Annotated in this window: 28 protein-coding genes; 15 read left to right on the top strand and 13 right to left on the bottom strand. The window is 64.4% G+C overall.

What is annotated here, in order from left to right:
• Nucleotides 1–4 precede the first annotated feature (4 nt).
• The 7 genes from GCT19_RS14365 to GCT19_RS14335 all read left to right on the top strand — a co-directional run bounded on the left by GCT19_RS14365 (nt 5) and on the right by GCT19_RS14335 (nt 5,546).
• A complete protein-coding gene (locus tag GCT19_RS14365; protein WP_375791980.1) occupies nt 5–589 on the top strand; it encodes a cytochrome b in 585 nt (194 codons plus the stop codon).
• The gene (locus tag GCT19_RS14360) at nt 586–1,623 is read left to right on the top strand and encodes an alpha/beta fold hydrolase (RefSeq protein ID WP_018437359.1); all 1,038 of its coding nucleotides are present in this window, start codon (nt 586–588) and stop codon (nt 1,621–1,623) included. The genes GCT19_RS14365 and GCT19_RS14360 overlap by 4 nt, the downstream gene beginning before the upstream one ends.
• Nucleotides 1,620–2,534, top strand: coding sequence for a pyrroloquinoline quinone biosynthesis protein PqqB (gene pqqB, locus GCT19_RS14355; protein WP_018437360.1), 915 nt, complete (start codon nt 1,620–1,622; stop codon nt 2,532–2,534). The genes GCT19_RS14360 and pqqB overlap by 4 nt, the downstream gene beginning before the upstream one ends.
• Before the next feature lie 76 nt (nt 2,535–2,610).
• Nucleotides 2,611–3,369, top strand: a complete 759-nt coding sequence (gene pqqC, locus GCT19_RS14350) for a pyrroloquinoline-quinone synthase PqqC (protein WP_026229053.1) — start codon at nt 2,611–2,613, stop codon at nt 3,367–3,369.
• Nucleotides 3,366–3,644, top strand: a complete 279-nt coding sequence (pqqD, locus tag GCT19_RS14345) for a pyrroloquinoline quinone biosynthesis peptide chaperone PqqD (protein ID WP_152852319.1) — start codon at nt 3,366–3,368, stop codon at nt 3,642–3,644. Before pqqC ends, pqqD begins: the two co-directional genes overlap by 4 nt.
• Nucleotides 3,645–3,648: 4 nt before the next feature.
• Nucleotides 3,649–4,887, top strand: coding sequence for a pyrroloquinoline quinone biosynthesis protein PqqE (gene pqqE, locus GCT19_RS14340; protein ID WP_152852318.1), 1,239 nt, complete (start codon nt 3,649–3,651; stop codon nt 4,885–4,887).
• Nucleotides 4,884–5,546: a response regulator gene (locus tag GCT19_RS14335; RefSeq protein ID WP_152852317.1), complete on the top strand. Its 663-nt coding sequence runs from the start codon at nt 4,884–4,886 to the stop codon at nt 5,544–5,546. The genes pqqE and GCT19_RS14335 overlap by 4 nt, the downstream gene beginning before the upstream one ends.
• Here GCT19_RS14335 and GCT19_RS14330 read toward each other — a convergent pair.
• Nucleotides 5,516–6,514, bottom strand: a complete 999-nt coding sequence (locus GCT19_RS14330; RefSeq protein WP_152852316.1) for a histidine kinase — start codon at nt 6,512–6,514, stop codon at nt 5,516–5,518. The genes GCT19_RS14335 and GCT19_RS14330 overlap by 31 nt on opposite strands.
• Nucleotides 6,515–6,693: 179 nt before the next feature.
• Here GCT19_RS14330 and GCT19_RS14325 point away from each other — a divergent pair, with 179 nt between their 5' ends.
• Nucleotides 6,694–9,075, top strand: coding sequence for a TonB-dependent receptor (locus GCT19_RS14325; protein ID WP_152852315.1), 2,382 nt, complete (start codon nt 6,694–6,696; stop codon nt 9,073–9,075).
• A gap of 136 nt (nt 9,076–9,211) precedes the next feature.
• Here GCT19_RS14325 and GCT19_RS14315 read toward each other — a convergent pair whose 3' ends face one another.
• The 4 genes from GCT19_RS14315 to GCT19_RS14300 all read right to left on the bottom strand — a co-directional run bounded on the left by GCT19_RS14315 (nt 9,212) and on the right by GCT19_RS14300 (nt 12,213).
• Nucleotides 9,212–9,712: a lysozyme inhibitor LprI family protein gene (locus GCT19_RS14315; RefSeq protein ID WP_152852314.1), complete on the bottom strand. Its 501-nt coding sequence runs from the start codon at nt 9,710–9,712 to the stop codon at nt 9,212–9,214.
• A complete protein-coding gene (locus tag GCT19_RS14310) occupies nt 9,696–10,259 on the bottom strand; it encodes a lysozyme (RefSeq protein ID WP_152852313.1) in 564 nt (187 codons plus the stop codon). The genes GCT19_RS14315 and GCT19_RS14310 overlap by 17 nt, the downstream gene beginning before the upstream one ends.
• Nucleotides 10,260–10,298: 39 nt before the next feature.
• Nucleotides 10,299–10,730 (bottom strand): hypothetical protein, encoded by a 432-nt coding sequence (locus GCT19_RS14305; RefSeq protein WP_152852312.1) that lies wholly within the window; start codon nt 10,728–10,730, stop codon nt 10,299–10,301.
• Nucleotides 10,731–11,085: 355 nt separating this feature from the next.
• Nucleotides 11,086–12,213: a YVTN family beta-propeller repeat protein gene (locus tag GCT19_RS14300; protein WP_152852311.1), complete on the bottom strand. Its 1,128-nt coding sequence runs from the start codon at nt 12,211–12,213 to the stop codon at nt 11,086–11,088.
• 179 nt (nt 12,214–12,392) lie between these two features.
• On the opposite strand from GCT19_RS14300, the gene GCT19_RS14295 reads away from it, so the two are divergent.
• The 5 genes from GCT19_RS14295 (at nt 12,393) to gph (ending at nt 16,074) form a co-directional block, all read left to right on the top strand.
• Nucleotides 12,393–13,175 carry a TonB family protein gene (locus GCT19_RS14295; RefSeq protein WP_227749259.1) on the top strand — a complete coding sequence of 261 codons (783 nt, stop codon included), beginning with the start codon at nt 12,393–12,395 and terminating at the stop codon, nt 13,173–13,175.
• Between the two features lie 59 nt (nt 13,176–13,234).
• Entirely contained in the window at nt 13,235–14,005 is a 771-nt protein-coding gene (locus tag GCT19_RS14290) for a MotA/TolQ/ExbB proton channel family protein (protein WP_018437370.1), read from the top strand.
• Nucleotides 13,996–14,418 carry an ExbD/TolR family protein gene (locus tag GCT19_RS14285; RefSeq protein WP_026229059.1) on the top strand — a complete coding sequence of 141 codons (423 nt, stop codon included), beginning with the start codon at nt 13,996–13,998 and terminating at the stop codon, nt 14,416–14,418. The genes GCT19_RS14290 and GCT19_RS14285 overlap by 10 nt, the downstream gene beginning before the upstream one ends.
• A gap of 151 nt (nt 14,419–14,569) precedes the next feature.
• Nucleotides 14,570–15,391: an HAD family hydrolase gene (locus GCT19_RS14280; RefSeq protein WP_018437372.1), complete on the top strand. Its 822-nt coding sequence runs from the start codon at nt 14,570–14,572 to the stop codon at nt 15,389–15,391.
• Complete coding sequence (gph, locus tag GCT19_RS14275; RefSeq protein WP_018437373.1) at nt 15,382–16,074, top strand: phosphoglycolate phosphatase; 693 nt, start codon at nt 15,382–15,384, stop codon at nt 16,072–16,074. The genes GCT19_RS14280 and gph overlap by 10 nt, the downstream gene beginning before the upstream one ends.
• A 9-nt stretch (nt 16,075–16,083) precedes the next feature.
• On the opposite strand, the gene GCT19_RS14270 is transcribed toward gph, so the two are convergent.
• From GCT19_RS14270 to GCT19_RS14235, 8 genes are all read right to left on the bottom strand, one after another.
• Nucleotides 16,084–16,746 carry an ankyrin repeat domain-containing protein gene (locus GCT19_RS14270; protein ID WP_152852309.1) on the bottom strand — a complete coding sequence of 221 codons (663 nt, stop codon included), beginning with the start codon at nt 16,744–16,746 and terminating at the stop codon, nt 16,084–16,086.
• 15 nt (nt 16,747–16,761) lie between these two features.
• Nucleotides 16,762–17,382 (bottom strand): c-type cytochrome, encoded by a 621-nt coding sequence (locus GCT19_RS14265; protein ID WP_026229061.1) that lies wholly within the window; start codon nt 17,380–17,382, stop codon nt 16,762–16,764.
• Nucleotides 17,379–19,112 carry a pyrroloquinoline quinone-dependent dehydrogenase gene (locus GCT19_RS14260; RefSeq protein ID WP_013093270.1) on the bottom strand — a complete coding sequence of 578 codons (1,734 nt, stop codon included), beginning with the start codon at nt 19,110–19,112 and terminating at the stop codon, nt 17,379–17,381. The genes GCT19_RS14265 and GCT19_RS14260 overlap by 4 nt, the downstream gene beginning before the upstream one ends.
• Nucleotides 19,113–19,508: 396 nt before the next feature.
• Entirely contained in the window at nt 19,509–20,381 is an 873-nt protein-coding gene (locus GCT19_RS14255; RefSeq protein ID WP_018437376.1) for a VOC family protein, read from the bottom strand.
• Between the two features lie 87 nt (nt 20,382–20,468).
• Nucleotides 20,469–20,897, bottom strand: a complete 429-nt coding sequence (locus tag GCT19_RS14250; protein ID WP_152852308.1) for an RT0821/Lpp0805 family surface protein — start codon at nt 20,895–20,897, stop codon at nt 20,469–20,471.
• 18 nt (nt 20,898–20,915) lie between these two features.
• The gene (locus tag GCT19_RS14245; RefSeq protein WP_152852307.1) at nt 20,916–22,667 is read right to left on the bottom strand and encodes a SulP family inorganic anion transporter; all 1,752 of its coding nucleotides are present in this window, start codon (nt 22,665–22,667) and stop codon (nt 20,916–20,918) included.
• 82 nt (nt 22,668–22,749) lie between these two features.
• Nucleotides 22,750–23,709, bottom strand: coding sequence for a DUF2950 domain-containing protein (locus GCT19_RS14240; RefSeq protein ID WP_152852306.1), 960 nt, complete (start codon nt 23,707–23,709; stop codon nt 22,750–22,752).
• Between the two features lie 9 nt (nt 23,710–23,718).
• Nucleotides 23,719–25,224 carry a DUF3300 domain-containing protein gene (locus tag GCT19_RS14235; protein ID WP_227749258.1) on the bottom strand — a complete coding sequence of 502 codons (1,506 nt, stop codon included), beginning with the start codon at nt 25,222–25,224 and terminating at the stop codon, nt 23,719–23,721.
• A 348-nt stretch (nt 25,225–25,572) separates the two neighbouring features.
• On the opposite strand from GCT19_RS14235, the gene GCT19_RS14230 reads away from it, so the two are divergent.
• Nucleotides 25,573–26,046, top strand: coding sequence for a glycine zipper family protein (locus tag GCT19_RS14230; protein ID WP_018437381.1), 474 nt, complete (start codon nt 25,573–25,575; stop codon nt 26,044–26,046).
• Nucleotides 26,047–26,064: 18 nt separating this feature from the next.
• The gene (locus GCT19_RS14225; RefSeq protein WP_152852304.1) at nt 26,065–26,652 is read left to right on the top strand and encodes a hypothetical protein; all 588 of its coding nucleotides are present in this window, start codon (nt 26,065–26,067) and stop codon (nt 26,650–26,652) included.
• Nucleotides 26,653–26,667 lie beyond the last annotated feature (15 nt).

Genomic DNA, 26,667 nt, shown 5'->3' with positions numbered 1-26,667 from the left:
GGGCATGACGACAGCGGATTCTCGAAACGCGAAGCCTGATATCAACGTCAACGCAACTGCCAGCGCCGGCGGCCCGCGCTATGCCGGGCTGCTGATCGCGCTGCACTGGCTGATCGCGCTCGGCATCATCGGTCTGCTCGCGCTCGGCCTCTATATGGTCGGATTGCCGAAGGGCTTGCCTGTCAAAGCGACGCTGATCAATCTGCACAAGTCGCTCGGACTGACGGTTTTCCTGCTGGTGCTTTTGCGCATCGTCGCGCGGGTAGTCCTTCACCGGCCTGCCCTGCCGCCGATGCCACCGTGGCAACGCGCCGCCGCGCGCACTACGCAGGGTCTTTTATACGTCTGTATGGTGGCGATGCCGCTCGCCGGGTATCTCGGCTCGTCGTTCAACCGCTACGGCACGCGCTTCTGGGGCATCCTGCTGCCGAAGTGGGGCTGGGACGACGCGCATCTGCGCGATCTGTTCTTCGGCCTTCACCAGGCGATCGGCTATGCGCTGATCGCGTTGATCGTGCTGCACGTGGCGGGCGCATTCAAGCATCAGTGGATCGATCGCGACAACCTGCTCGCGAGGATGCTGCCATGACGATGCGAAGCTCGTCGCACCACACGCAGGCAGCCGCTGCGCTCGAAGTCCATACGCTGCGCACGCGCGACGGTCATCGGGTGTGGTATGCGCTCGCCGGCGCGCGCGACGGCGTGCCGGTCGCGGTGCTGCACGGCGGTCCCGGCAGCGGCAGTCAGCCCGGCGTGCTGCGGCTCTTCGATCTGCAACGTTTTCGCGTCGTGCTGATCGACCAGCGCGGCACGGGTGCGTCGACGCCGCACGGCAGCGTGCGCCACAACCGCACCGACTATCTGATCGCCGACCTCGAAGCGATTCGCGCGCGGCTCGGTTTCGCGCGCTGGGGCGTGCTTGGCGGATCGTGGGGCGCGGCGCTCGCGCTCGCGTATGCGGGACAGTGTCCGCAGTCGGTCACGGGCGTCGTGGTGCGCGGCCTGTTTCTAACTTCCGCGCGCGAAGTACGCGGTTTGTTCATTGCTTCGCGCAAGCGTGCGCCGCGTGCGTGGTCGAGACTGCGTGCCGCTGCCCGCTGCGAGCAGCCCGCGACACTGGCCGCGCGATGCGGCTCCGGCTTGCAATACGGCGCGAACGAAGCGCGGCAACGTTCGCTCGCGCTGGCCTGGCGCGGCTATGAAAACGCGGTGCTGGCGAGTGCATCGCCGCGAGGCTCCGCGGCGCAACAACGCGGGGTCCAGCGAAACGCTCGCGAGTCCCAACGCTTCGCCCGCAAGCTGATCGGCAAATACCGGATTCAGGCGCACTACCTCGCGCATCGCTGCTGGCTCGGCGAAACGCGTTTGCTGTCGCTCGCGCGCCGCGCGGCGGCGGACGGCGTGCCGATCGCCGCCGTGCATGGCGCGCGCGATCCGGTGTGTCCGCACGGCAATCTGCGGCGTCTATCGCGCGCGGTTGCTTCCGCGCGCGTCGAATCCGTGAGCGCGGCCGGTCATCTGACGAGCGACCCCGCGCTGCATGCGCGCGTCGCGCAGGTACTCGCCGCGATGTTCACCCCCACCATCGACGAGGAGCGCAGCAGCATGCGTCACGCGGCATGAAGATCAAGGTACTCGGCTCGTCGGCGGGCGGCGGCTTTCCGCAGTGGAACTGCAATTGCCGCAATTGCGACGGCGTGCGGCGCGGCACGGTGAAGGCGACGCGCCGCACGCAGTCGTCGATCGCGGTCAGCGCGAACGGCGAGGACTGGCTGCTCGTCAATGCGTCGCCCGATCTGCTCGCGCAGATCGCCGCGCATCCCGAGCTTCAGCCGGCACGGCGCGCGCGCGACAGCGGCATCGCCGCAGTGCTCGTGATCGACGCGCAGATCGACCACGTGACCGGCCTTCTGATGCTGCGAGAACGCGACACGCCGCTGCCGCTGTACGCAACCGATGCAGTCTGGCAAGACCTGCGCTCCGGCTTTCCGGTCGCGCCGATCCTGTCGCACTACTGCGGTGTCGAGCATCGCCGTATCGCGCTCGACGGCGCGCCGCTCGTCGTCGACGCGCTGCCCGGCATCCGCATCGACGCGCTGCCGCTATCGAGCAAGGCTCCGCCGTACTCGCCGCATCGCGAGGCGCCGGAGCGCGGCGACAACATCGGGCTCGTGCTGACGAACCTGCAATCGGGCCAGCGCGTGTTCTACGCGCCGGGGCTCGGCGCGATCGAGCCGCACGTGCTGGCGGCGATGCGCGAGGCCGATCTGCTGCTCGTCGACGGCACGCTGTGGACCGGCGACGAAATGATCCGCCTCGGCCTGTCGAAGAAGACCTCGGCGGATATGGGCCATCTGCCGCAGAGCGGCGCGGGCGGCATGATTGAAACGCTCGACTCGCTCGACGCGAAGCGCAAAGTGCTGATCCATATCAACAACACGAATCCGATCCTGATCGAAGACGGCCCCGAGCGGCGCATGCTAGGCGAGCATGGAATCGAGGTCGCGTACGACGGAATGAGCTTCGAGCTTTGAAGTGCGCAGTAAAGAGTGCGGAGAGATGAGGTAGCGAGGCGCGGCTGTGAACGACGATAAAACGGAGACGGACGGCATGAACGCGAAAGACATTGAGGACACGACACCAACACGCGAAGCAAGTGCGACGGGCACTCGGGTCATCGACCGGCCCGCCTGGAGCCGTGAGGAATTCGAGGCGCAGTTGCGCGCGAAGGGCACCGCGTATCACATCCACCATCCGTTCAACGTGAAGATGAATAGCGGCGGCTGCTCGCGCGAGCAGATCCGCGGCTGGGTCGCGAACCGCTTCTACTATCAGATCAACATTCCGCTGAAGGATGCGGCTGTGCTGTCGAACTGTCCGGACCGCGCGACGCGCCGCCGCTGGGTGTTGCGCATTCTCGATCACGACGGCTACGAGGGCTCGGAAGGCGGCATCGAAACCTGGGCGCGTCTCGCGGATGCGGTCGGCCTCACGCGCGACGAATTGTGGTCGCTCGAACACGTGACGCCCGGGGTGCGCTTCGCCGTCGATGCCTATGTAAATTTCGCGCGCCGTGCGCCGTGGCAGGAAGCCGTGTGCTCGTCGCTGACCGAGATGTTCGCGCCGCAGGTGCATCGCGACCGGCTCGCGAGCTGGCCCGAGCACTATCCGTGGATCGAACCCGAGGGTCTCGCGTACTTCCGTTCGCGCATTTCGCTAGCGCAGCGCGACGTGCAGCACGGACTCGAAGTCACGCTCGCGCATTTCACGCGACGCGATCAGCAGGAACGGGCGCTCGAAATCCTGCAATTCAAGCTCGACATTCTGTGGACCATGCTCGACTCGATCGAGAAGGCGTTTCCGCAATGAACGACACGACCCGCGTCCAACCCGCCACGCCGCTCGCAATCGCGAAGCCATTCCGCCTGCAATGGGAGCCCGCGCAGAACGCGCACGTGCTGCTGTACCCGGAGGGCATGGTGAAGCTCAACCAAAGCGCGGGAGAAATCCTCAAGCGCTGCGACGGCACACGCGACATCGATACGCTGATCGCCGAACTGGAACAGGCGTTCAACGCGACCGGCATCGGCAACGAGGTGCGGGCCTTCATCGCCGACGCGCATGGGCGCGGCTGGCTGGAGTAGCGCAATGACTGATCTTTCTCAACCAGGCTCTCAATCCGGCGCGCAACCGCAAAGCAGCACGGCCGCCGCGGTGCCGCCGCCGCTGTGGCTGCTCGCGGAGCTGACCTATCGCTGTCCGCTGCATTGCGCGTTCTGCTATAACCCGCTCGACTACACCGATCACAACCGCGAACTGACCACCGGCCAATGGCTCGACGTGCTGCGCGAGGCGCGCGCGCTCGGCGCGGTGCAACTCGGCTTTTCGGGCGGCGAGCCGCTGGTGCGCGACGACGTCGAAGTGCTGGTCGAAGAAGCGCACAGGCTCGGTTTTTACACGAACCTGATCACGTCGGGCGTCGGTCTCACCGATCAACGCCTCGGCGACCTGAAGGCCGCCGGGCTCGATCACATCCAGTTGTCTTTCCAGGACTCGACGCAGCAGCTGAACGACTTCCTGAGCAGCACGCGCACATTCGAGCTGAAACAGCGCGTCGCCGCCGCGCTGAAACGGCACGGCTTTCCGATGGTGATGAACTGCGTGCTGCATCGCTACAACCTGCCGCACGTCGACAAGATCATCGAGATGGCACTGGCTCTCGGCGCCGAATATCTCGAGCTGGCCAACACGCAATACTACGGCTGGGCGCGCGAGAACCAGGCGCAACTGATGCCGACGCGCGAGCAGCTCGAAGAAGCCGAAGCGGTGGTCGCGCGCTATCGCCAGACTCATGGCGAGCGCTGCAAGATCTTCTTCGTCGTGCCCGACTACTTCGAGCGGCGCCCCAAGCGCTGCATGAACGGCTGGGGCGCAGTGTTCCTCGGCGTCGCGCCCGACGGCGCCGCGCTGCCGTGTCACGCGGCGCGCGGCTTGCCCGGCCTGACGCTGCCGAACGTGAAGGACATGCCGTTGCGCGAGATCTGGTACGAGAGCGACGCGTTCAACCGCTTTCGCGGTTTGCAATGGATGAAGGAGCCGTGCCGCAGCTGCGACGAAAAGGAACACGACCTCGGCGGCTGCCGCTGCCAGGCCTTTCTGCTGACCGGCGACGCGGCCAACGCCGACCCCGTCTGCGACAAGTCGCCGTTTCACGAGAACGTGGTCAAGATCGTGCGGCAAGCGGCGTCGCAAACCGAGGCGACAGTAGCGGCCCGCGAACAGCCGATCCTGTTCCGCAACGACGCCAACTCGCGCAAGCTCGCGGCGGCTGCCCGCGAGCCCGACGCCGCCGGCGACAATCGAGCATCACCCGGAGCCCAATCATGAGTGCCGACACCATCTCGGTTCTGCTCGTCGACGATCATGCGGTCGTGCGCGAAGGCTACCGGCGTCTGCTCGAACTGAACGAAGACGTCGAGGTGTGCGGCGAAGCGGCCGACGCCGCGCAGGCCTACCAGCGCTTTTGCGCGCTGCGGCCCGATGTGGTCGTGATGGACGTGTCGCTGCCCGGCGCGAGCGGCATCGAAGCGATGCGGCGCATGCTCGCGCGCGAGCCGGATGCGCGCGTGCTGATCTTCAGCGTGCACGAGGAATCGATTTTCGTGCGGCGCGCGCTCGACGCAGGCGCGCTCGGCTACGTGACCAAGGCGAGCGCGCCCGATGTGCTGGTCGAAGCGGTGCGCTCGATTGCCCGGCGTGCTGGTTATCTAAGTCCGGACATCTCGCAGGCGCTCGCACTGCGCACCGCGTTCAATGAAGGGCCGCCGGGACGTCAGTTGTCCGCGCGCGAGTTCGAGGTGCTGCGGCTGCTCGTGCAGGGCTATACGCTGCCGAGCATCGCCGAAAAGCTCGGCTTGAGTCAGAAGACGGTGGCGAACCATCAATCGGTGATCCGGCAGAAGTTCGGTGCCGACAACGGCGTGCAGCTCGCGCAGATGGCAAGCCGCCTCGGACTTCAGTTCACGGGCTCGGCCAGCCCCGCGTGAGCGGATACGCGCGCGCAGAACAGAAAACCGCGCTGCGGCTCGCTCGCGACGTGAAACTCGCCGCCGAGCGCCTCGACACGCTCGCGCATGCCGATCAGCCCGAGTCCGCTGCGCGGCCCGGTCAGATCGGTGCCGGGGCCGTCGTCGGCCATCGTGACGACGATCTCGTCGATCTGCGTGCCGTCGTGTTCGCGCGGCGCACGCACCATGAACAGTTCGACACGCGAGCGGCGCGCGAACTTCGACACGTTCGTCAGTCCTTCCTGCACGAGCCGATATAGCGTGATCGTCAGCGCATCGCTGAGGCCGCTGAAATCCCCTTCGATCGTGACCGAGAACGACGCCTCGGGCAAGCGCTCGCGCCAGCCGTCGACGCAATGTTCGAGCGCGGTCGGCAAGCCGAACTCGTCGAGACCGATCGGCCGCAGGCGGCGAATCATGCCGCCGATCTCGCGATACACATGCGCCGCGCTCTGTATCAGCCCGAGCGCGATGCGATGAACCTCCGGCTCGCGCTCGCCCGATAGATCGCGGATGCGCGCCGCATCGAGCGACATCGCGTTCAGGTATTGACCCAGCTCGTCGTGCAGCTCGCGCGCCATATGGCGGCGCTCGAGTTCCTGCGCCTGCAGCGCCTGACTGGCGAGGCGCCGGTTGTCGGCGAGCAGCTGTTCGGCCTGTTCCTCGAGCATGCGGCGATGGCGCGCTTCGCGGCGCGCATCGCTATAGCGTCGCCATGCGAACCACGCGAGCGCGATGGACAGCACGAACAGCGTGCCCGGCAACTCGTCGAGCTGGAAGCGCTCCGCGCCGCGCGTGGACCGATAGATTTTCTCGCTCAGATCGAAGGCGGCGCCGAGCGCCGCAGCTAGCGCGGTCACGGCGACGACCCAGCCGAGGTCGCGCCATATCGGTGACGATGGCGGTGGGCGAACAGCAGAGGAGGAATGGATCGGTTCGCTTGACATGACGCTTGCATTCTACTCAGCGCCAGCACGCGCAGCGGGTTTTGCGCGAGTTTGGGAACGCTTCCCAGGCAGATCGGGAAAAGCTCCCGCACGGCTTACAGACGCGCATGCGAAGCTTTACACCAACGTCGAACAACGCGCGACGCGCGCGCATAACAAGCCGGCAGGAGACAACAACGATGAGCATGCGATCTCAAGCACGCCGCAAACGCCGGCTTCAGCGGCGCGCCGGCATCACCTTCTGCGTCGGCGGGGCGCTCGCCGGATTGTCCACGAGCGTGTGGGCGCAGGCGCAAGCCGAGCCGCCGGTCGCGGCGTCGGCGCCGGCTTCGGCGTCTTCCGCTGCCCCTTCCAGGGCGCCCGACGACAACGCCAACAGCAACACGACACCCATTACGACACTCGCGCCGATCGTCGTCGTGGGTACCACGCCATTGCTCGGCATCGGCACGCCGCTCACGCAGGTGCCGGCCAACGTGCAGACCGTACACGCGGCCGATATCCAACGGCAGGGGCGCCAGACGCTTACCGATTTCCTCGCGGCGAATCTGCCTAGCGTCACGATCTCCGACGCGCAGGGCAATCCGTATCAGATGAACCTGTTCTATCGCGGCTTCACCGCATCACCGCTGCTGGGCACGCCGCAGGGCCTGTCGGTATTCGTCGACGGCGTGCGCGTGAACGAGCCGTTCGGCGACGTCGTGAACTGGGACCTGATACCGCAACAGGCGATCGACACGATGCAGTTGATTCCCGGCTCCAATCCGACCTTCGGCTTCAACACGCTCGGCGGCGCGCTGGCGATCACGACGAAGAACGGCAAGGACAACCCGGTCGGCGAGGCAGAAATACAGGGCGGCTCGTGGGGACGCAAGGCCGCGCAGATCGAACAGGGCGGCACGATCGGCCAGAACCTCGACTACTACTTCACCGCCAACGCCGCGAACGACAACGGCTGGGCCGAGCAGAACGAAAGCCGCATCCGTCAGGCGTTCGGCAAGCTGCGCTATACCGACGCTGATACCACGCTGTCGTTGTCGGCGGGTGGCGCGGACAACGATCTGCACGGCGTGCAAACCATTCCGCGCTCGTTTCTCAACAACCCCAAACAACCGTACACGTATCCCGACCGGAATCAGAATAGCGTCGGCTACCTGACGCTGTCGGGCGATCACTACTTCAACGACAACGTCGAGCTGAGCGGCAACGCGTATTACCGGCACTTTCGCAATTCGAACACCAGCAGTAACGTCAACGAAAACTTCGGCGAGATCGAGGACGACGGCGACGTCGATACGTTGCAGGCGACCAACGTACAGTCGACCGTGACGACCGACAGCTATGGTGCGAGCTTGCAACTGACGCTGCTCGGCAAGCTCGGCGGCATGAAGAACCAGTTCATCGCGGGCATGGCCGTCGATGCCGCCAATTCGCACTTCACGCAGTCGTCGCAGGACGCGATGTTCACCGATTCGCGCGCGACGGTCGGCATCGGCAATTTCGAACCGCAGACCAACGCGAACACGCACAACACGAACTACGGCATCTATCTGACGGACACGCTGTCGCTGACGCCGCAGTGGTCGCTGACGCTGTCGGGCCGCTACAACTGGGCCGATGCGACGATCGGCGACGAATCCGGCACGCAGCCGCAGCTCAACGGCCACCATACGTTCTCGCGCTTCAATCCGGCGGTCGGCATCAACTGGAATCCGACGCCGGCCTTCACCGCCTACGCGACCTACAACGAAGGCATGCGCTCGCCGACCGCGATCGAGCTGGCCTGCGCCGATCCGAACGCGCCATGTTCGCTGCCGAACGACTTCGTCTCCGATCCGCCATTGCAGCCGGTCATTTCGAAGACTTATGAAGTCGGGGCGCGCGGCAGGATCGGCGGCAACACGACATGGAGCGCCGCCGCTTACAGCACGACGCTCGACAACGACATCCAGTTCATCAGCAGCAACGGCGCGGGCAGTTCGCAGGGCTTTTTTCAGAACGTCGGGCGCACGCGACGGCAAGGGGTCGAACTAGCCGGGCAGACGAAATATGGTCCGCTCACCGTGACCGGCAGCTATAGCTACGTCAACGCGACCTACCAGTCGACATGGGTCGAAAGCAGCCCCAGCAATTCGAGCGCCGACGCGAACGGCAACATCACCGTGCGTCCGGGCGACCACATCCCGAGCATTCCGGCGACGACCGTCAAACTGCGGCTCGACTATGCGGCGACCTCGAAATGGCGAATCGGCACGAACCTGACGTGGCGCGGCAGCATCTACGCGCAGGGCGACGAAAACAACCAGGACGTGAACGGCAAGATCTCCGGTTATCTGCTGATCGATATGGACACCTCGTATCAGGTGACGAAACAGTTGCAGGTGTTCGCATCGGTGTCGAATCTGCTCGATAAGCGCTATGCGAGCTTCGGCGCGTTAGGGGAGAACTTCTTTACCGGGCCGGGGAATACGTTCAACGGCGCTAATCCGGTCAACGAGCAGTTCGTCGGGCCGGGGGCGCCGAGGGGGTTTTGGGTGGGGATGAGGTATGCGTGGAAGTAGTGGTGGATTGCGTGAGGCATCCATAGATGGACTGTGAAGAATAGGTCGCCTGCGACATAATGAAAAGCAGAAAAAACATACTAGTGTCGCGCATTATCAATTCCTTCAAATAGCTTCGCCGAAACGGGACTGCTTTTTAGTGAACACTCCAATCCTTCAGCAATCTAGCCAACTCATTTACGCGCGTTTGCGTAATGTCGGTCATACATCCCCAAAAATACATATCGCGCTCTGCCGCCTCGCCCATCATATATGTTTCGGCATAACATTGACTGTCACGAAACTTCATCCAAGAAACTTGCGCCGAAACGAAATATGGCATCGCCAATGGTTTCTCATCATAGGTTTTTAAAAAGTTATCGCCCTGCTCAAATCGCGCCGTAACAGCTTTAAGCTTGTCATCCAGCCGCACCGTTGCACGCTCAAATTCCCGGTGTTGGCATTGAGCTAGATCATCATTCGTCGCATGCTCTCCGCTCTTGCACAAACGATCAATTTCCTTTTCCGAGCGGCCGGAGAAATACGTCGCCGACGATTGGATCTGCTTATAATCGAACTCCCCCGAATAAACGGTGGCCGCTATCGAGAAGATCGGCCAGAGTGCAATCGCCGGGATAAGTTTAGTGTGATGAGTCATAAATCCCTGCCTCGAACATTTCTGCCTCACGGTGACGACGCCTGAGCAAGCCCTTAACTAAGCGACCCTGATGGTCATGGCTGTAAGTTCTCATCTTGTCGCCAACCTTGTCATAATCACCAGTGTTAACGAAATCGAGCAGGTTGGCGCCATGACCTTGAAGATTGTATATAAAACACACCAGGGCGTCGTACTCGTACTGGTGTAAAGGGACCTTGATCGAGTTATTGACAATGCGCTCAGCCTTTTCAACATCGGCGCGGAGAATTTTATCGGCATCTGCCTCCGCAATTCCACTTAAAAATGGCTTCTCAGATACTTCTCCTGATATCGGCCCCATATGAACAAGATGACCATAACCGATCGTCGCATTGCCTTTTCCGCTTCCATCCTTGTCATATATGACCGCACTGAATTTCTCCCAGCCCTTCAGAAATTCAATGCCCCCGGCCGATATCTTCCATGGCTTGCAGTAGCGTGTCACATAAACATTGACGTTTGAATTAGCGTTTGTATTGGTCACGCATTCGTGCAGCGGAAAAGTCATTTTTACCCCGTTTTATGAGTTACCTTGGTAGGCAAATTGTTACGCTGACTGGCAATGTCCAAGATAGATTCGCACCGCTTGCGCGCCGTCTGTCTTGTGCCGCTGTGTACGTCCCGCGTGATCGGTAACCCCATGCTTCAACTCGCCCGATGGGAATCGGACCGTATAGAGAGTATCGGAAAGCGCGCGCCCGCTCGGGTCCCGAAGCGTGAACTGTTCATCGAAACGCTCCTTTGATCGTTCGCGACAATTGCACGCCCATGCAACGCCCAGCGCTTCGGCCATGGCATACCCGCTTTTCAGCTTACGAACCCTCTCAAACGGAAAGAACTCCCCGGTTTCCATGTTCAAGGCCTGGGCGGACGGCATCGGCGGGAACTTGGAATAAATAGAAAAGATAATGCTGCAGACTCCGCATTCTTCCTCGACTGTCCAATCCGTCCCACTGTATCGCTGCATCTGTTCCTCCATTGCACTCCTCCTGAGTTTACTGGCATTGCTACGAGAATTAACCATCGAAACGGAGCAGGGTCAACGACTTTAATTCGGGATAAGCCCGCTTTTACAAGAATTGACGCTATTGGTTTCGGATAACTCATTTCTATTGCATATTTCTGCTGGTACGGAATCGGGATTAGGCTAGACAGAGACTTGCACCCCCGAGCTACTGAGCATGCCCGAGCACACATGAAAAAGGCCGCCCTTGTCAGGCGGCCTTTTGTGCTTCTTCTCGTACAGCGGTACAGGACAGAGAAAAAGTTAACACCAACTCAGCAAAGCCAACAAACTTCGAAAAAATCCGCAACAGCCTCTTCGCCAGCCTCACTCAATGCGATTCGATCGACCCATCGCTATGCGGATACGTGACGATGCCCCACGCGAGCGGCAGCTCGCCGATCTGCTTGAGCGGCTGATAGCTCTTCGCGTCGAGCACGTACACTGCGTCGGAGCGCCCGCACGCGACCATCAGCTTCGAGCCGTCCGGCGTGAAGCTGAAATGCCAGCAGCGCTGACCGACCGGCACATCGGCGACATGTTCGAAGGTGTGGCCGTCGAACACCTGCACGACCTTGTCGCGCGCAGCAGCCACGAAAAGCCGCTGACCGTTCGGTTCGAATGCGACGCCATAGGGACCAAGCTTCGTATCGACCGTCTTGACCACCTCGAATGTGTGCGCGTCGATCACGACGAGCTTGCTGAGCGACTCCAGCGTGACCACATAGTGCTTGCCATCGGGCGACAACCGGATGCCGCGCGGCCGGCCGCCCGCCGCGAGCTTCACGGTTTTGATCGGCGCGCCGGTTCGTGCGTGATAGATCGACACCGTGTCGTCGCCTTCGTTGGTGACGAGCATCATCTGTCCGTCGCGCGAGAATTCGATGCCTTCGGTTTCGTGGCCGCTCGTGACCGAGCGCATCACCTGCCAGTTCTTCATATCGATGATCGCGATTTCGGCGGGCGGTTTGTTCGCGTCGTCGTCGTCCGCGCCGGGCTTGCCGCCCGCGTTCGCTTCAGGCTTGTTGTCCCCCTTCGCGTCGGGTTTGCCTTCCGGTTTGGCTCCCGGCGGCCCGCCGTCCTCGCCGGGCTCGTAGGTCACGTACGCATAGCCGTTGTGCACCCGCACATATTCAGGGTTCTTGCCGATCTTCACGCGCTTGACGACCTTGCCGGTGGCGGTGTCGATCACCGCGAGATCGTTGGTGTTCTTGTTGGCAACCAACAGACGCGTGCCGTCGGCGTTCAGGCTCAGGCCGCGCGGGCCGTCCGCGCCGACCGGAAAGGTCTGCGCAAGCGTCATCTGGTCGAGATCGATCACGCCGACGCCAGCCTTCTCGCTCGTCACATAGGCGAGCGGCGCGGCCGCGGCATGCGCGGCACTCGCGGCCAGCACGAGCGCGCAGACCAGCGCGAGGGAACGGCGTGGCGGTCGGGGGGAAATCCGTGTCTCCAGCATCGTTGTACTCCGGGTTGATATCGCGGCGCCGCGATGATTCGCGTCATCGTTTCAAGGTAGCCCACCGGGCGATTGTTTGACAACGCGGATCGGCGGGAGATTTTCCCGAATTGCTTCGCGCCGGCCGTCGCGGGTTTGAAAAGCGGGGGCCGCGGAGGACAATGAGCGCGGAGGTGGCGATGATGCTGCAAGTTGCCGTGGTGCACCCAGGAAGTTCTACGAATGCCGCGACCAGCTACCGTCGGGCGGCTATCGTGTTGGGCGCCGTGATCGTCGCGCATCTGCTGCTGCTCGCCATCGCGTTGAGCGCGCGCAACCGGATCGTCGAGCGTCCGGTCGAGCCACGCACGATCACCGCGTTGCTGCTGAGCCCCGAGCCTCCTGCTCCGGTTGTTTCACCACCCGCGCCGCCCCCGCCCGCCGCTGTCGTTCCGCCTGCGCCCACTCCGCAGGTCCCGCATCCCGCAGCGCGCATCAAACCGGCGCCTCAGCCGCGCGTGCAGGTACCGCGCCGGGTGGAAACGCCGGTGCCCACGCCGTCTCCGACACGCGAAAGCACCGCGCGGCCCGTCACACAAACCGCCGCGCCATCGGCGCCGCCGCAGGCCGCCGTGCCCGCCACGCCAATGGCCGCCGCGCCGTCGTCCGCATCCGCTCCCGCCGCCCATCCCGCGTCGACCGAGCCGCGCAGTGTGTCGCATATCGACTGCTCGATTCCGAAGCCCGACTATCCCGACGTCGCGAAGCGGCGCGGCGAGCATGGCACGGCGATCGTGCGCTTCGTCGTCGGTCTGACCGGGCATATCGAAACGGCGCAGCTGCAAACCAGCAGCGGCTCCGCGCGGCTCGACGATGCGGCGCTCGCCGCCGTGCATGCGGGCGCCTGCCAGCCCTACACCGAAAACGGCACGCCGGTGCGCGCCGCGTACTCGCAGTCGTTCGTATTCGGACTGACCGAGTGACCGAGCCGATGTAACCGAACCGCGAAACAGACCACCGACACCAAACGAAGGAACGCGCCATGCAACACTACGGACTCGCAAACGTATGGGATTCGGGTGATTTCGTCACGCGCGGCATTCTGGGCGTGCTCGTGATCATGTCGGTGTTGTCGTGGACGGTGCTCATCGTGAAGCTGTGGCAGGTGATCCGCCTCAGGCGCGTGACCAGCCAGAGCGATGCGCGCTTCTGGAGCGCGGACCGCTTCGACGACGGGCTGCACGCCCTCGGCTACCCGGATTCGAGCGCGCACGACAACCCGCTGCTCGCGCTCGCGCTGGCGGGTCATGAAGCCGCGACGCATCATCGGCAGACTCAGCAGCATCTGCACGACCGCATCGACGTGTCCGACTGGATCACCCGGCGTCTGCAGGACACGATGGACGAGACGATCGCACGTCTGCAAAGCGGCCTCGCGATCCTTGCTTCGATCGGCAGCACCGCGCCTTTCGTCGGGCTGTTCGGCACCGTATGGGGCATCTACCATGCGCTGATCGTGATCGGCGAGACCGGTCAGACGTCGATCGATCATGTCGCCGGCCCGGTCGGCGAGTCGCTGATCATGACGGCGTTCGGGCTCTTCGTCGCGATACCGGCGGTGCTCGGCTACAACGGACTGACGCGCGCGAACCGCTCGATCGTCGCGCGCCTGAAGCGCTTCGCGCACGGCTTGCATGCGTACTTCGTTACCGGTGCGCAATTGCCGTCGAGCGCCGGACCGCAGATGCGCGTGGTGCCGCGCGGCACCAACGCGACGAACGCAACCCGCGACGGAGACCTCGAATGGCAATGAGCCCTTTCTCCGACGACGACGATCAAGGTCTGATGAACGAGATCAACATGACGCCGCTCGTCGACGTGATGCTGGTCCTGCTGATCATTTTTCTCGTCACCATTCCGGCGCTGCAACACGCGGTCAGGATCGATCTGCCGCATGCGAGCAGTCAGCCGGAAGCGGTCAAACCCGCGCATGTGGACGTCGCGGTGCAAGCGGACGGCACGGTGCTGTGGGACGGTCAGCCCGTGACCGACGACGGCTTGCGCGCGCGCATCGCGCACGCCGCCCTCGCGACGCCGCAGCCGGAGCTGCATTTGCGCGCCGATCGCAAGGTGCCGTACGAGCGGGTCGCGATCGTGATGTCGGCGGCGCAAAGCGGCGGGCTGACGAAGATGGGCTTCGTAACCGATCCGCAACTGGGTAAGTGACCTCTGACGCGGCGCGCGAATCGCGGCGTGCTTGCCTGCACATAATGCAACGCTTATCGGCGGCGAAAGAATCTCTGAATTTGAATCGGCGGACGGCTCGGCTATCGTGGTGCGTGTCTGAACGGCACCCCACCCTCGCGAGGACCGCACGATGCAAGCCCTTATCTTCGACGTCGACGGCACGCTCGCCGACACCGAGACCGCTCATCTGCAAGCGTTCAACGCCGCGTTTGCGGAAGCGGGCCTCGACTGGTTCTGGGACGAAGCGCTCTATTCGGGCTTGCTGAAAGTGGCGGGCGGCAAGGAACGTCTGCTGCATTACTGGCGCACGGTCGAGTGCGAGGAAGCCGCGGGCCCGCGAGCGCGAGAGGCCGTCGACGCGCTGCACGCACTGAAGACGCGCCACTACATCGAGCGCATGCGCGAGCGCGGCGTGCCGCTGCGTCCCGGCATCGCGCGTCTGATCGACGAGGCGAACGAGGCCGGCCTGCGCGTGGCGATCGCGACGACCACGACGCCCGCCAACCTCGACGCGCTGTTGCGCGCGCATTTCGGCGCCACCTGGCGCCATCGCTTCGCGGCGATCGGCGACGCCGCCACCACGCCGACGAAAAAGCCCGCCCCCGACGTCTATCGCCACGTGCTCGACCAGCTCGGCTTGCAGCCGGCCGCCTGCCTCGCCTTCGAGGACTCGCGCAATGGCCTGCTGGCGGCGCGCGCCGCGCGCGTGCCGGTTGTCGTCACGCCGAGCACTTTTACCGCGCACGAGGACTTCGATGGCGCGCTGGCCGTGCTGCCTCATCTCGGCGATCCGCATGCGCCGATCGTTCCGATGGTGCACGGCGAATGGCATCGCTGGGTGGATCTGGCGACCCTGCGCCGCTGGCATGAAGAGGCCACGCGTCGTCCCGATTCGGCTGCGCGCGGCGCACTGAACGCGGACCAGGCGAACGCGAGCGCGTCATGGCGATGAACCGCGGCTACCACGCTGTCCTGATCGATCTGGACGGCACGATGGTCGATACCGCGCCGGACATCGTCGCGGCCGCCGGCCTGATGCTGAAGGACTTCGGCGCCGCGCCGCTGCCGTTCGACATGGTGACCGGCTTCATCGGCAACGGCGTGCGCAGGCTCGTGCGACGCTCGCTGGACGCGGCGGGCCTCGGCGAGCACGTCGAGCTGGAGCACGCGCAGTCCGTGTTTGAGCGGCACTATGCGGTGACCAACGCGGAGCTGGGTCGGGTCTATCCCGGCGTGATGACCGGGCTGCGCGCGTTGCGGCAGCATGGGTACCGCTGCGCGTGCGTGACCAACAAGCCCCGGGCGCTGGCGGCGGCGCTGCTCGATAAAACGGGGCTCGCCGCTTATCTGGACGGGCTGGTCGCGGGCGACACGGTGGCGAGCATGAAGCCGTCGCCCGAGCCGCTTTGGCACGCGTGCCGGCTACTGGATGCCGAGCCCGAACGTTGCGTGCTGGTCGGCGATTCATCGGTCGATGTCGCGGCGGCGCGCGCGGCTGGTCTGCCGGTCTTCATCGTCAGCTATGGCTATGGCAGCGCGAGCGGCGCCGACCTGCCGCGCTGCGACGCGCTGATCGATTCGTTCGAGGCATTGCCGGCAATTCTGGCGCAAGCTCTGCCGGCATTGCGCGCGTGATTCGAGCCGCTAACTCGCCGACAACAATCCAGCGACCCGCGCCGACTTCGTCTGCACCGCGATATCTTTCGCCGTCATTCCCCGGTTGTCCTTCAACGACCGGTTCGCGCCGCGCGCGAGCAACAGCTGGGCGGTCTCCGCGCGATCGTATCCCGCCGCCCACATCAGCGCGGTCAGATCATTCTTGTAGGTCCGGTTGACGTCGACGCCGGCATCGAGCAATTGACCGACGACCTTCGTTTGCCCCTCGCCTGCCGCGTATTCCATCGCCGTCTTGCCGACGCGATCGGTCGCGAGCGGATCGGCGCCATGCGCGAGCAGCAACGCGACGATCTCGTCGAAGCCGCCGTAGGCCGCGGCCATCAGCGGCGTATCGCCCGGCGCGTTCGCATGCTGCACGTTCGCGCCGCGTTCGATCAGCGTGCGCGCCATCGCCGTATCGCCCTTCTTGCACGCGGTGACGAGCGCGGTGTCGCCGATCCGGTTCATCGCATCGACCGACGCGCCGCGCTGCAACGCCGCGACGACCGACTGCTGATCGTCGTCCTTCGCAGCCGCGAGCAATTGGCGGTTGATTTCCCCCTGGTCCTGCGCGAGCGCCGGCATGCAAGCGCCGAATGCGCTGGCGAGTAGAACGGCGGCCGCAAGTGGCCGAGTGAAAATTGCTCTCATAGTGTCTGCCCCGTGCTACTGCAGATTGTTGATATAAGCGGCCAGATGATGGATGTCGTCGTCGGTCAGATTACGCGTCACGCTGGTCATGTTGCCCGCATCGTTGGTGCGCGTGTGCGAGCGAAAGTCCTGCAACTGCTTGACGATGTACTGATAATGCTGGCCCGCCACGCGCGGAATCTCGTTCTGCCCGGAAAAGCCGCCCAGGTGGCACATCGTGCACAAGACCTCGGCGGCCTTCTTGCTGCCTGCTTCGATGCTCGCGCCATCCGCCTTGAACGGCACCGATATGGGCTTCTGCGCGGCGAAGTAGTCGGCGAGGTCCTGCATATCCTCGGCCGACAGGTTCGCCGCCATCGGCGACATGCGCGGATCGCTGCGCCGCCCCTGCTTGAAGTCCTTCAGTTCCAGATATATATAGCGCGCGGTTTGCCCGGCCAGAATCGGATAGTCGGGACTCGTCGAATTGCCCATCGGCCCATGGCAGGCCACGCACACCTGCGCTTTCGCCTTGCCCGCCTCGGCGTCGGCGCGCGCGCCCGACGGCAACCCTGCGGCGATCAATCCGCCGCACAGCAGCGCCACCCATGCAGCGCGCGCCCCACCCGGCGCTCCCCGCGGCGCCGGCCCCCTCATGGCACCGCGAACACGATGACGCTATTGCCGCGCTTGAAGTCGAGCTGCGTATTGCCGCCCGCCGCGACCGCCACGTATTGCTTGCCGTTGACCGTGTACGACACGGCCGGCGCGTTGACGCCCGCGCCGCACTGGAACTCCCACAGCTTCTTGCCGTTGGCGGCATCGAACGCGCGGAACAGGCCGTTGCCCTCGCCGTTGAACACGAGTCCGCCCGCCGTCGCGAGTACGCCGCCGATCAGCGGCTGGTCGGTCTTGTAGTCCCACGCGACCTTGCCGGTGTCGACGTTGACGGCCGACAGCTTGCCCCATTGCGCCTCGGACGGAATCACCTTGAACGCGCCGCCGAGCCACAGCTTGCTGCCGCCCGGATAAGCGGCGTCCTCGACCTGGTACGTCATCGGCTGATGCAGGTTGGCCGCGTAGACGAGGCGGGTCTGCGGATCGAACGCGATCGGCGACCACTCGACGCCGCCATTCGCGCCCGGCAACATGCGCGCGCCGGCCGCGGTCGGCAGGGTCCACATGTTTTCCTGCGGAATCATCGCCTGCGAGAAGCGGATCAGACGGCCGGTCGCGCGATCATGCACGTACACGTGACCGGTCTTGCCCGCATGCACGATGCCGGGGATCATCTTGCCGTCGTTGTCGCGCACGTCGATCAGCACCGGCGGGCTCACCGCGTCGAGGTCCCAGACGTCGTGCGGCACGTACTGGTAGTGCCATTTGTACTTGCCGGTGTCGAGATCGATCGCGACGAGCGAGTCCGTATAGAGGTTGTCTCCCGGCCGGATCGCGCCATACAGGTCCGGCGACGGATTGCCGACCATGAAGTACACCGTGTTCGTTTTCCGGTCGATCGCCGGCGTCATCCACACACCGCCGCCGAGCGTCTTGTAGAAGTCGCCGCCCTTGTCGGCCAGCTGCTTCTTCTCCGCGTCGATGTCGCGCTTCTCGTCGCGGCCGGTCGCGTCTTTGGTCGCCCACACGCCTTCCTGGCCGGTTTCGGGAATCGTGTAGAAAGTCCACAGCAACTGGCCGGAATTCGCGTCGTACGCCTTCACGAAGCCGCGAATGCCGTACTCGCCGCCGTTCGTGCCGATCAGCACCTTGCCGTCGACGACCGCCGGCGCCATCGTTTCCGAGTAGCCCTGGTCGGGATCGGCGATCTGGGTTTGCCACAGCACGTTGCCGGTTTTGGCGTCGAGCGCGACGAGCTTGGAGTCGAGCGTGCCCATATAGAGCCGGTCACCCGAAATCGCGACGCCACGGTTGTTGGGCCCGCAACAGAACGTCGTAACCGGACCCATCTTGTGCTTGTAATGCCAGTACTCCTTGCCCGTCGTCGCATCGACCGCATAGACATGATTGAACGACGTGGTCAGGAACATCACGCCGTCCTTCACGATCGGCGCCGTTTCCATCGACTCGTTGACAGCCGTCTGGAAGATGAACACCGGTTTGAGCTTCGCGACGTTCGTCCTGTTGATCTGCGAGCCCGGGTAATAGCGCGTCTGCGCATACGAGCCGTTCGGATGCAGCCAAACCGCCGTCATGCTGCCGGCTCGATCGAGCTGATCCTGGGTCACGGGCTGAAGCGTCGAGGGCACCGGCGCGGCGGTGGTGGTCGTGCTGTTCTGTACTTCGTCGGCGGCATGGGCCGCGGGCAAGCCGAACGCGAGGGCGAGCAGTGGCAGGCCGACAATTCCCTGAATACGGTTGAATGGCATGAGCGTCTCCTAGCTTTTTATATCCCTATGAATTGCAGCGCAGGAGCGCGACATGGACCCACGCGGACGACAGCGTGAAAGAACACGATGGCGCAACCCTCGCAGACAACAAAAGCGTACGACTTCGAATCGTTGTTTAGCTCTGTCAGGACGGGTCGGCTTCGCAGAGGGGGAGAAGTGATGCACGGGTCCGCGGCAAACCGGCTCGATTAAGGGTAGGCGATGTGTTGTGGATTTTCTAGAGTAAAGCGTTAAGGAGTAGCGAGCGATCGACGCGCACCGTTGTCGCCATTTACTGCCGCCCTGGTCATCGTTTTCACCTACGTTGCGGCGGGCGGGCTACGCGTCGAATACGCTCATGAGTTTTTCCACTGAATAGACCGCTCATCGAGTTGATCAGAACCGCCCACCGCGCCAATCGGCACCCTGCAGATAGTTCCGGTTGGTCTGTTCCGGATTGCGGTTCACCAGAGGTCGCGCATAGAGCGGATGATGCAGGCTGCGCACTTCGTGCTCGAGCCTGAAGCAACGCTCCCCGGACGCCAGATCGACGAGGTCGGCAAACCGGTATTGATGCGGCTCCTCTCCATATACGAGGCCTTTTTCGGCGAGCCGCCTGAACGGCTCCGAAAAAGCCGCGGTGTAAATGGCGATGTGGTGCCCGTCGTATTCAGGAATGGGCTCGGTCGTTTCCGCATACAGCAGTTGCTGATGCGTGCCGATGTCGATGATGGCGCGGTGCAAGCCATGCTTCTCTTCGATGTCGACTGGCGCATCGAACATATCGCGATAAAAGCGCGCGATGGGCAACGCGCTGCCGACCGGCACATCCATCTTCACGAACGCGATGCCCAGATCGATTTGCGACCACGGAGCCGACGCGGATCGATTGCCGGGATCGAGGCACTCGTAGCGGTTGCCCCATGGACACGTCACTTCGACACTGCCTGCGCGCTCCGTCCAGCCGAACCCGGTGCCGGCGAGCAACGGCTCGACCGAGCGCAAACGCTTCACCAGCGCGTCGAGCTCGCCCACCACGAGACCGACACTGCCGCGCAAACGTTGCGCCGCCCCGTGCGGCAAGTGAATCTGCGAGCGGCCGATGTTGATCCACATATTCTCGACCCCAGTCATCACGAACGGATCGCGCGTGAGCCCGAGGCCGGTGACATAGAAGGCGGTCGCGAGAATCTGGTTGGGGATCTTCAGGTTGACGTGTTCGAGCAGGATCAGATTGCCGGTATCGTCGTTAGCGTAGGAGTGTTCCATGTGTCTGCCTTGTGCATGAGCCGCGAAACGCTTGGCAAATTATGCATCAACAGCGCAAATGGTTCGTATCAAGCGACGCGCACGGGCCTATCTCTTCAGAACCTTCCACGGCCCATCGCCGGTTTTGCAGACGATCGGCGTCCAGGTTTGGGTCTGTCCTTTCGCAACCGCGGTCAGCGTCGCGGTCCGGCAGGTTCGATCGCCGTCCTTCGTCGTGTCCTGCGGCGTCACCGTGCCCTTGATCGAAACGGAATTGCCGGTGCCGGCATTGCTCCACTCGTACGATTCGCCATCCTTTTTCGTATCGAGCGCCTTTTGCGCCGCATCGTTGAGCGCTTTACGGTCGGCTTCGTGCATGTAGGTGACGGGCGTGTCCTTCAGAAAGTTCAGGTTCGCTGCATGGCACAAGACGGGGCTGGCGAGCAGCGCCGCTGCCGTAAGCCACTGCGTGATCGTGAGGCTGTGCACGGCGTCGTGTTTGAGCGCGCACGCGCCGGGAAGCAATTGACGTGACATTTGGTTTTCTCCTCGATATCATCCGCGACCCGCTTCGTCCGCGAGATCGCCGTTTTGCTGGAATGCGTCGACGAGGTCCGCCACCGAGCCGCGCCGGCTGATGTGGCCGACACGAACCTCGAGCCCCTCGGCGCGCAGCAGGTCGCGCACGTCCGCGTGAGCGCCGACGACCTTCATCTCGGTGTCCGCCGCCTGCAGCGCGACGTGCATCGCTTTGAGCATGCGCGCGCCCGCCAGATCGACGACCGGCGACGCCGACAGATCGCAGATCACGAGCCGCACCGGCTCGGGCGCGGCGCGGATCATGCGCCAGATCGTCTCGCGCACGTGCTCGACGTTGAAGTACAGCAGCGACGCCTCGACCCGCACCGCCAGCACATGCGCAATCGTCTCGTTCTCGGCATGACGTTCGAGATCGGAGAAATAGCGCGTGCCGGGAATACGGCCGAGCATCGCGACATGCGGATGCGCGGCGCGGCGGATGATCAGCAGCATCGACACCAGCACCGCGACGATCACGCCCTTCAGGATGCCCAACAGCAGCACCGCCGCGAACGCCACCATCGAAATCGCGAATTCGAAGCGGCTCACGCGCCACACATGACGTAATTCGCGGACATCGACGAGGCCCTTCACGGCCACGAGCACGATCGCCGCCAGCACGACGTTGGGCAGATTCGCGAGCAGTCCGGTGAGGAACATCAGACAGAAGCCGATCGCCAGCGACGCGAAGACCAGCGCCAGCGGGCTTTTCGCGCCGGCCTTGTCGTTCACCGACGATTGCGACAGCCCGCCCGCGACCGGAAACGCCTGGAACAATCCCGCGGCCAGATTGGCCGCGCCGAGCCCGAGCAATTCCTGGCGGGCGTCGATCTCGTCACCATGTGCCTGCGCGAGCGCGCGCGCGGCCGAAACGCTCTCGACATAGGCGAGCAACAGGCACGCGAACGAGAGCGGGATGATGCCGTCGACATCGCTTATCCGCAGCCCCGGCAGACGGAATTCAGGCAAGCCCTGAGGCAGCGCGCCCACCAGCGTGAAGCCGCGGCTCCCCAGCGACGTGGCGGACAACGCGACGATCGACGCAGCGACCACGGCGAGCGCCACCGGACGCCCCGGCAGAAACTTTTCGCCGAGCAGCAGCAACGCGACGCAAACGAGGCCGAACGCGAACACGCTGACGTTGGTCAGCGGAAGCTGCCCCCACAGCACGGCGATCCGTTCGAAGAAAAATTCGCCGCCGCCTTTCACGCCGAACAGTTTCGGCAACTGGGTCATCGCGATCGTCAGCGCGGCGCCTGCCTTGAAGCCGAGCAGGATCGTCTCGCTGATGAAGCTGACGAGCGAACTCAGGCGCAGCAGCCAGCCGATCACGCACATGCACGCGATCAGCACCGACGTGAGCGCTGCGATCGAAGCCCAGCGCGCCGGGTCGCCGTCGGCCATCGACGCAACCGTCACGCCGACCAGCATCGAGATCGCCGAGGTCGGACCGACCGCGAGCTGGCGCGACGACCCGAACAGCGCGTAACAGAGGCCCCCGACCAGATAGCCGTAGATGCCGTATTGCGGCGGCAAGCCGGCGAGCGACGCATACGCGAGCGAGACCGGAATGCCATAGGCCGCGAGCGTCACGCCGGCGACCGCGTCTTTCGCGAGCCAGCGCGGCTGATAGCTTCGCAGCCATTGCGCGGGGGGAAACGCGGAGCGCCACCCGCGCGCGGGTGGCGTGGCTGACGCGAGGCCGGTGACGCTGGGTGGGTGATTCAACGTAGCGCCTCGAGTACGGAAGCGGAGCTGACGGAAGCACGGGCGCGCTGTGCGGGCATGGCCACAGCCGACCCCGAGCGGCTCAGAGCGAATCCTTGACGCGCTGCCACGTGTGATCCGGATTGAATTCGGTTACAGGCGGCGCATGCGCGCCACGGTCTTTCTGGTAGATCACGCCGTTGTTGCTGACCATGAAGGTCATCACGCCGCTCTTGCCGTACTGCGCCGGATAAGCGACCATCGCGAACCCGGCGATCATGTGGCCGTTGATCACGTAGCTGAACGCGCCGCCCGGCGCGTTCTTGCCCTGCCGCGTCAGGATGTGGAACTGGTAGCCCCGGTAAGGATCGCCCGCCGCGTGGCCTTTCAGATATTCGGAACTGGCGGCAACGAGCGGGCCGAACGGACTTTCCTCTTCGTCGCTGTTTTCGTCGGTATGCCAGTACAGACCGTCCTGCTTGCCCGGCGTGCTGGCCAGCTTCTGCGCGTATTCGTGCAGGCCGTCGTGGTTCCGGTCGCGCGACGCGTATTGACGCTGCGCGTCGAGATAAGCCTCCAGCACCCTGATCGCTGCGAGTTCGTTGGAGCCGATGCGTCGATTGATCAGTTCCTCTTCGCCCTCTTCGGTGGCGAAGCGCCAGCCGCCGCCCTCTTTGACGATCGGTATCGGCATCGGCCACGCCTCGTCGCCGACCAGCAGAATCCGCCGGTTCGGTCCCCTGTCGTCGAGCACGTGATACGCGTCGAGCTCCCTGCTCGCCTTGGCCCAGTTCGCCTCGTTCTCCGCCTGATCCGGCGAGACCACGAGGCTCTTGTGCGTTTCGCCGAAGATGGCGACGAGCGACGCTTCGTCGTCGGTCTTCAATGCGCTGGACAGCGCGGCGACCGCGTCTTCCGGGGTGGCGAAAGTGCGCTGCCCTGCGGCGAACGCCGCGAACGGAACCGACAGCGCGAGCACCATCGCGCACAGCCGCCGCGATGAGGCCACGCGTCGCCGCGAAACGTCGCGTGCGCGCTTTCCGGTGATGCTCTGCCCACTCATGGCTGCTCCTTATCGCCGTCCGCCGCCGCGGCCGCCACCACCGGCCCGCGGCGTGAATCCGCCACCGCCACGCCCGCCGCCGGAAAATCCGCCGCCGCCACCGCCGCCGCCGAATCCACCGCCACCGGCGTATCCACCGCCACCGGCGTATCCGCCTGCGCCGCCACGCGCCGCCGATTGGCGGCTCGCCGCGCCGCGCGCGCTGTTGGCTTGCGCGTCGCGCGCCGAGCCGTAGCCGCTGAACGCATCGCCGCCGCGTGCGCCGGTCGACGCGGTCGGACGCTGGGACGGCTGCGGCCGCCCTTGCGCACCGGCGCCGCCACCTGCGAAGTTCGCGCCGGCACCGCCGCCAGCGCCGCCAGCGCCGCCACCCGCGAAGTTTGCGCCGGCAACGCCGCCCGCTCCGCCGCGGTTGGCGCCTGCCAACCCACCGCCCGCGCCCGCACCCGCGCCGCCGCCGCGCGACGGCGGATCGCCGACCCGCTGTGTGCGCGCCGAGCGATCCGAGATACCGCTGACCTGGCCCGGCTTCTTGTCCGGGGTCCACGCGGAGGTACCGCCGCCTCCCTGCCCGCGACCACCGCCGCGGTTGATGTCGGCGGTGTTGACATTGCCGGAGTTGATATTGCCGCGCTCGACGTTCCTGTCGCCCCGGTTAACAGTTCTATCGCCGCGGTCGATGTTTGTTTCGCGGTTGATGTTGATGTTGTTGTTGCCGCCGCCCCCGTAATGCGTTTCATAGTGCCCGCCGTTCCAGGCGGCGGTAATCGCCGCGCCCCAGATCAGCCCCGTCGCGAGCGCGGCGCCGGGCGCGTACGGATAGTAGTAGGCCGGATATGGGGTCGGCGCATACGCGTAGGTCACGGGCGCACTGGCCACCACGACGGTCTGCGGGTTGTACTGCGGCACGTAGATTACCTGCGGATCGGCCGGCTGGATCTTGATCACTTCCTTCTCGACGACCACGACCTGCTTGTCGTCGGATTTCAGATGCCCCGCCGATTGCGTTTGCCGCCTGAAGCGCTGAATCGCTTCGAGCACTGAGCCCTGATCGGCGACGACGGCTTCGCCGAGATCGATCGTCCAGTCGAGATCGGTGCTCATGTTCTTGACGATGTCGGGGTAATTCAGCAGCGCCTTCACCGGATCGTGCCACGCGTCGTTGAGCTTCAGCGACTTGTTGTTTTTGTACTGGTCGAGAAAGCGATCGGCCTGCACGATTTCCACGGGATAGGTGGACGCAGGGAGGATGATCGCGATCAGGTCGTCCGGATACAGCGCGATCGGCCCGACCAGCTTGTCGAGCGTTGCCGCGGGAATGGGCGCGTTGGCCGCGTTCGCCGGAGCGTTCGCGGCCGGCGCCTGCGCCAGTGATAACGCAGTAGAGAAGGCGCCGCAGCACGCCAGAAGCGCGGCGCCCAGCACATGGCTGACGCGTCGCGCGCGCCTCGGCTCGTCGTCGAGCGCCGTTGCAATCGGGATGGTGCGTGCACGCGCACGCGAATCGCGGTCCATCGATGCTTCCCCTTGCGCTTCGTCAGCGGCCTCGGATTGCATCGCCAGGCGGCAATCCACGGCCATAATCTTTGACAGACAGTTCTCCGAAGCAATGGAAACGACCTGCATCTATTGCATGAATACAGTTTGGAAATCACGGACGATATTGCAAATACGACCTTGGTCCGATTGCGCGCGACAGCCGCGCGACACCATGATGAAAGCGAACCTGCCATTGCTGCGCATCCACCGCGCGGCAACCGGTCCCACCAGAATTCCCATTCACGGGTGCCGGTTGCGCCCTCACGCCTGAACAACCAGGCAGCCGGCGACTCGCACCCGCGAGTGCCCACGCAAGGAGCTGTCGTGAAGAAATCGACGAAATATGCCGTGATTGCCGCGTTGACGGCGTCGCTATCGCTGGAAGGCATCGCGCAATCGAGGCCGATAGCGTATCCCGCCAGAGGGCAAAGCCCACAGCAACAGCAGCAGGACGAAGGCGCCTGCTATGGGTGGGCGAAGAGCAATACCGGTATCGACCCGACCCAGGTCGCCAATGCGCCGCCCCCGCCTTCCGGCCCCGCGGTGGGGGGCGGCGAGCGCGTGCAGGGCGCCGCGCGCGGCGCGGCCGGCGGCGCGATCATCGGCGCGATAGCGGGCGACGCCGGCAAGGGCGCGGCGATCGGCGCGGCGACCGGCACGATGGTCGGCGGATCGCGCGCACGGCAAAACCGGCGCGCGGCCGCGGCAAATTCGCAGGCGCAAACGCAGGGCGCGATGGACACGTTCAATCGTGCTTTCGCCGCATGCATGTCAGGCCGGGGTTACACCGTCAATTGATCGCGCAAGGGGAACAGAATGATTAACCGCAAACTGATCATCGCGGCGGCGCTCGTGTGCGTCGCGAATACGGGGTTCGCTCAGACGGAGGCGCCGGTCACGGTCAAGAGCGAGCCCGGCAAAGTCACTGCAACGAGCACCGTCAAAACGACGTCGACGGTCGTCAGCATCGAGCCCGGAACACGCACCGTCGTGCTCAAGGACGCGAAGGGCAAGGTCGTGCAGGTCGTGGTCGGCGAGGAAGCGCGCAACTTCGATCAGATCAAGGTCGGCGACGTGGTCAAGGTCGAGTATTCGCAAGCTCTGACGATGATGCTGAAAAAAGGCAAAGCGCCGCTGACCGCCAACGAAACGCAGACGCTCGAACGCGCACCGGAGGGCGCGAAACCCGGCGGCTCGGCCTCGCGCCAGGTCACGATCATGGCTAACGTGATCGCGGTCGATCACCAGAGCGGCGTGGTCACGCTGAAAGGCCCGCAAGGCAATACGGTCGATCTGGCCGTGCAGGACCCCGAACAGCTGAAGCGGATCAAAAAGGGCGACCAGATCCAAGCGGTCTATACCGAGGCCGTGGCCATCGCCGTGGAGCCGGTCGCCGGCAAATAGCGGGCATGGCTCGCG

It is taken from the genome of Paraburkholderia atlantica (assembly GCF_009362785.1).
GTDB classification, from domain to species: domain Bacteria; phylum Pseudomonadota; class Gammaproteobacteria; order Burkholderiales; family Burkholderiaceae; genus Paraburkholderia; species Paraburkholderia atlantica.
The sequence above is the reverse complement of the archived record's forward strand: the minus strand, read 5'-3'. Positions and strand labels throughout refer to the sequence as shown.

Coding starts and splice junctions, on each gene's coding strand:
- GCT19_RS14365 (WP_375791980.1), top strand. CDS start 5: ATGACGACAGCGGATTCTCGAAACGCGAAGCCTGATATCAACGTCAAC.
- GCT19_RS14360 (WP_018437359.1), top strand. CDS start 586: ATGACGATGCGAAGCTCGTCGCACCACACGCAGGCAGCCGCTGCGCTC.
- pqqB (WP_018437360.1), top strand. CDS start 1,620: ATGAAGATCAAGGTACTCGGCTCGTCGGCGGGCGGCGGCTTTCCGCAG.
- pqqC (WP_026229053.1), top strand. CDS start 2,611: ATGAACGCGAAAGACATTGAGGACACGACACCAACACGCGAAGCAAGT.
- pqqD (WP_152852319.1), top strand. CDS start 3,366: ATGAACGACACGACCCGCGTCCAACCCGCCACGCCGCTCGCAATCGCG.
- pqqE (WP_152852318.1), top strand. CDS start 3,649: ATGACTGATCTTTCTCAACCAGGCTCTCAATCCGGCGCGCAACCGCAA.
- GCT19_RS14335 (WP_152852317.1), top strand. CDS start 4,884: ATGAGTGCCGACACCATCTCGGTTCTGCTCGTCGACGATCATGCGGTC.
- GCT19_RS14330 (WP_152852316.1), bottom strand. CDS start 6,514: ATGTCAAGCGAACCGATCCATTCCTCCTCTGCTGTTCGCCCACCGCCA.
- GCT19_RS14325 (WP_152852315.1), top strand. CDS start 6,694: ATGAGCATGCGATCTCAAGCACGCCGCAAACGCCGGCTTCAGCGGCGC.
- GCT19_RS14315 (WP_152852314.1), bottom strand. CDS start 9,712: ATGACTCATCACACTAAACTTATCCCGGCGATTGCACTCTGGCCGATC.
- GCT19_RS14310 (WP_152852313.1), bottom strand. CDS start 10,259: ATGACTTTTCCGCTGCACGAATGCGTGACCAATACAAACGCTAATTCA.
- GCT19_RS14305 (WP_152852312.1), bottom strand. CDS start 10,730: ATGGAGGAACAGATGCAGCGATACAGTGGGACGGATTGGACAGTCGAG.
- GCT19_RS14300 (WP_152852311.1), bottom strand. CDS start 12,213: ATGCTGGAGACACGGATTTCCCCCCGACCGCCACGCCGTTCCCTCGCG.
- GCT19_RS14295 (WP_227749259.1), top strand. CDS start 12,393: ATGATGCTGCAAGTTGCCGTGGTGCACCCAGGAAGTTCTACGAATGCC.
- GCT19_RS14290 (WP_018437370.1), top strand. CDS start 13,235: ATGCAACACTACGGACTCGCAAACGTATGGGATTCGGGTGATTTCGTC.
- GCT19_RS14285 (WP_026229059.1), top strand. CDS start 13,996: ATGGCAATGAGCCCTTTCTCCGACGACGACGATCAAGGTCTGATGAAC.
- GCT19_RS14280 (WP_018437372.1), top strand. CDS start 14,570: ATGCAAGCCCTTATCTTCGACGTCGACGGCACGCTCGCCGACACCGAG.
- gph (WP_018437373.1), top strand. CDS start 15,382: ATGGCGATGAACCGCGGCTACCACGCTGTCCTGATCGATCTGGACGGC.
- GCT19_RS14270 (WP_152852309.1), bottom strand. CDS start 16,746: ATGAGAGCAATTTTCACTCGGCCACTTGCGGCCGCCGTTCTACTCGCC.
- GCT19_RS14265 (WP_026229061.1), bottom strand. CDS start 17,382: ATGAGGGGGCCGGCGCCGCGGGGAGCGCCGGGTGGGGCGCGCGCTGCA.
- GCT19_RS14260 (WP_013093270.1), bottom strand. CDS start 19,112: ATGCCATTCAACCGTATTCAGGGAATTGTCGGCCTGCCACTGCTCGCC.
- GCT19_RS14255 (WP_018437376.1), bottom strand. CDS start 20,381: ATGGAACACTCCTACGCTAACGACGATACCGGCAATCTGATCCTGCTC.
- GCT19_RS14250 (WP_152852308.1), bottom strand. CDS start 20,897: ATGTCACGTCAATTGCTTCCCGGCGCGTGCGCGCTCAAACACGACGCC.
- GCT19_RS14240 (WP_152852306.1), bottom strand. CDS start 23,709: ATGAGTGGGCAGAGCATCACCGGAAAGCGCGCACGCGACGTTTCGCGG.
- GCT19_RS14235 (WP_227749258.1), bottom strand. CDS start 25,224: ATGGACCGCGATTCGCGTGCGCGTGCACGCACCATCCCGATTGCAACG.
- GCT19_RS14225 (WP_152852304.1), top strand. CDS start 26,065: ATGATTAACCGCAAACTGATCATCGCGGCGGCGCTCGTGTGCGTCGCG.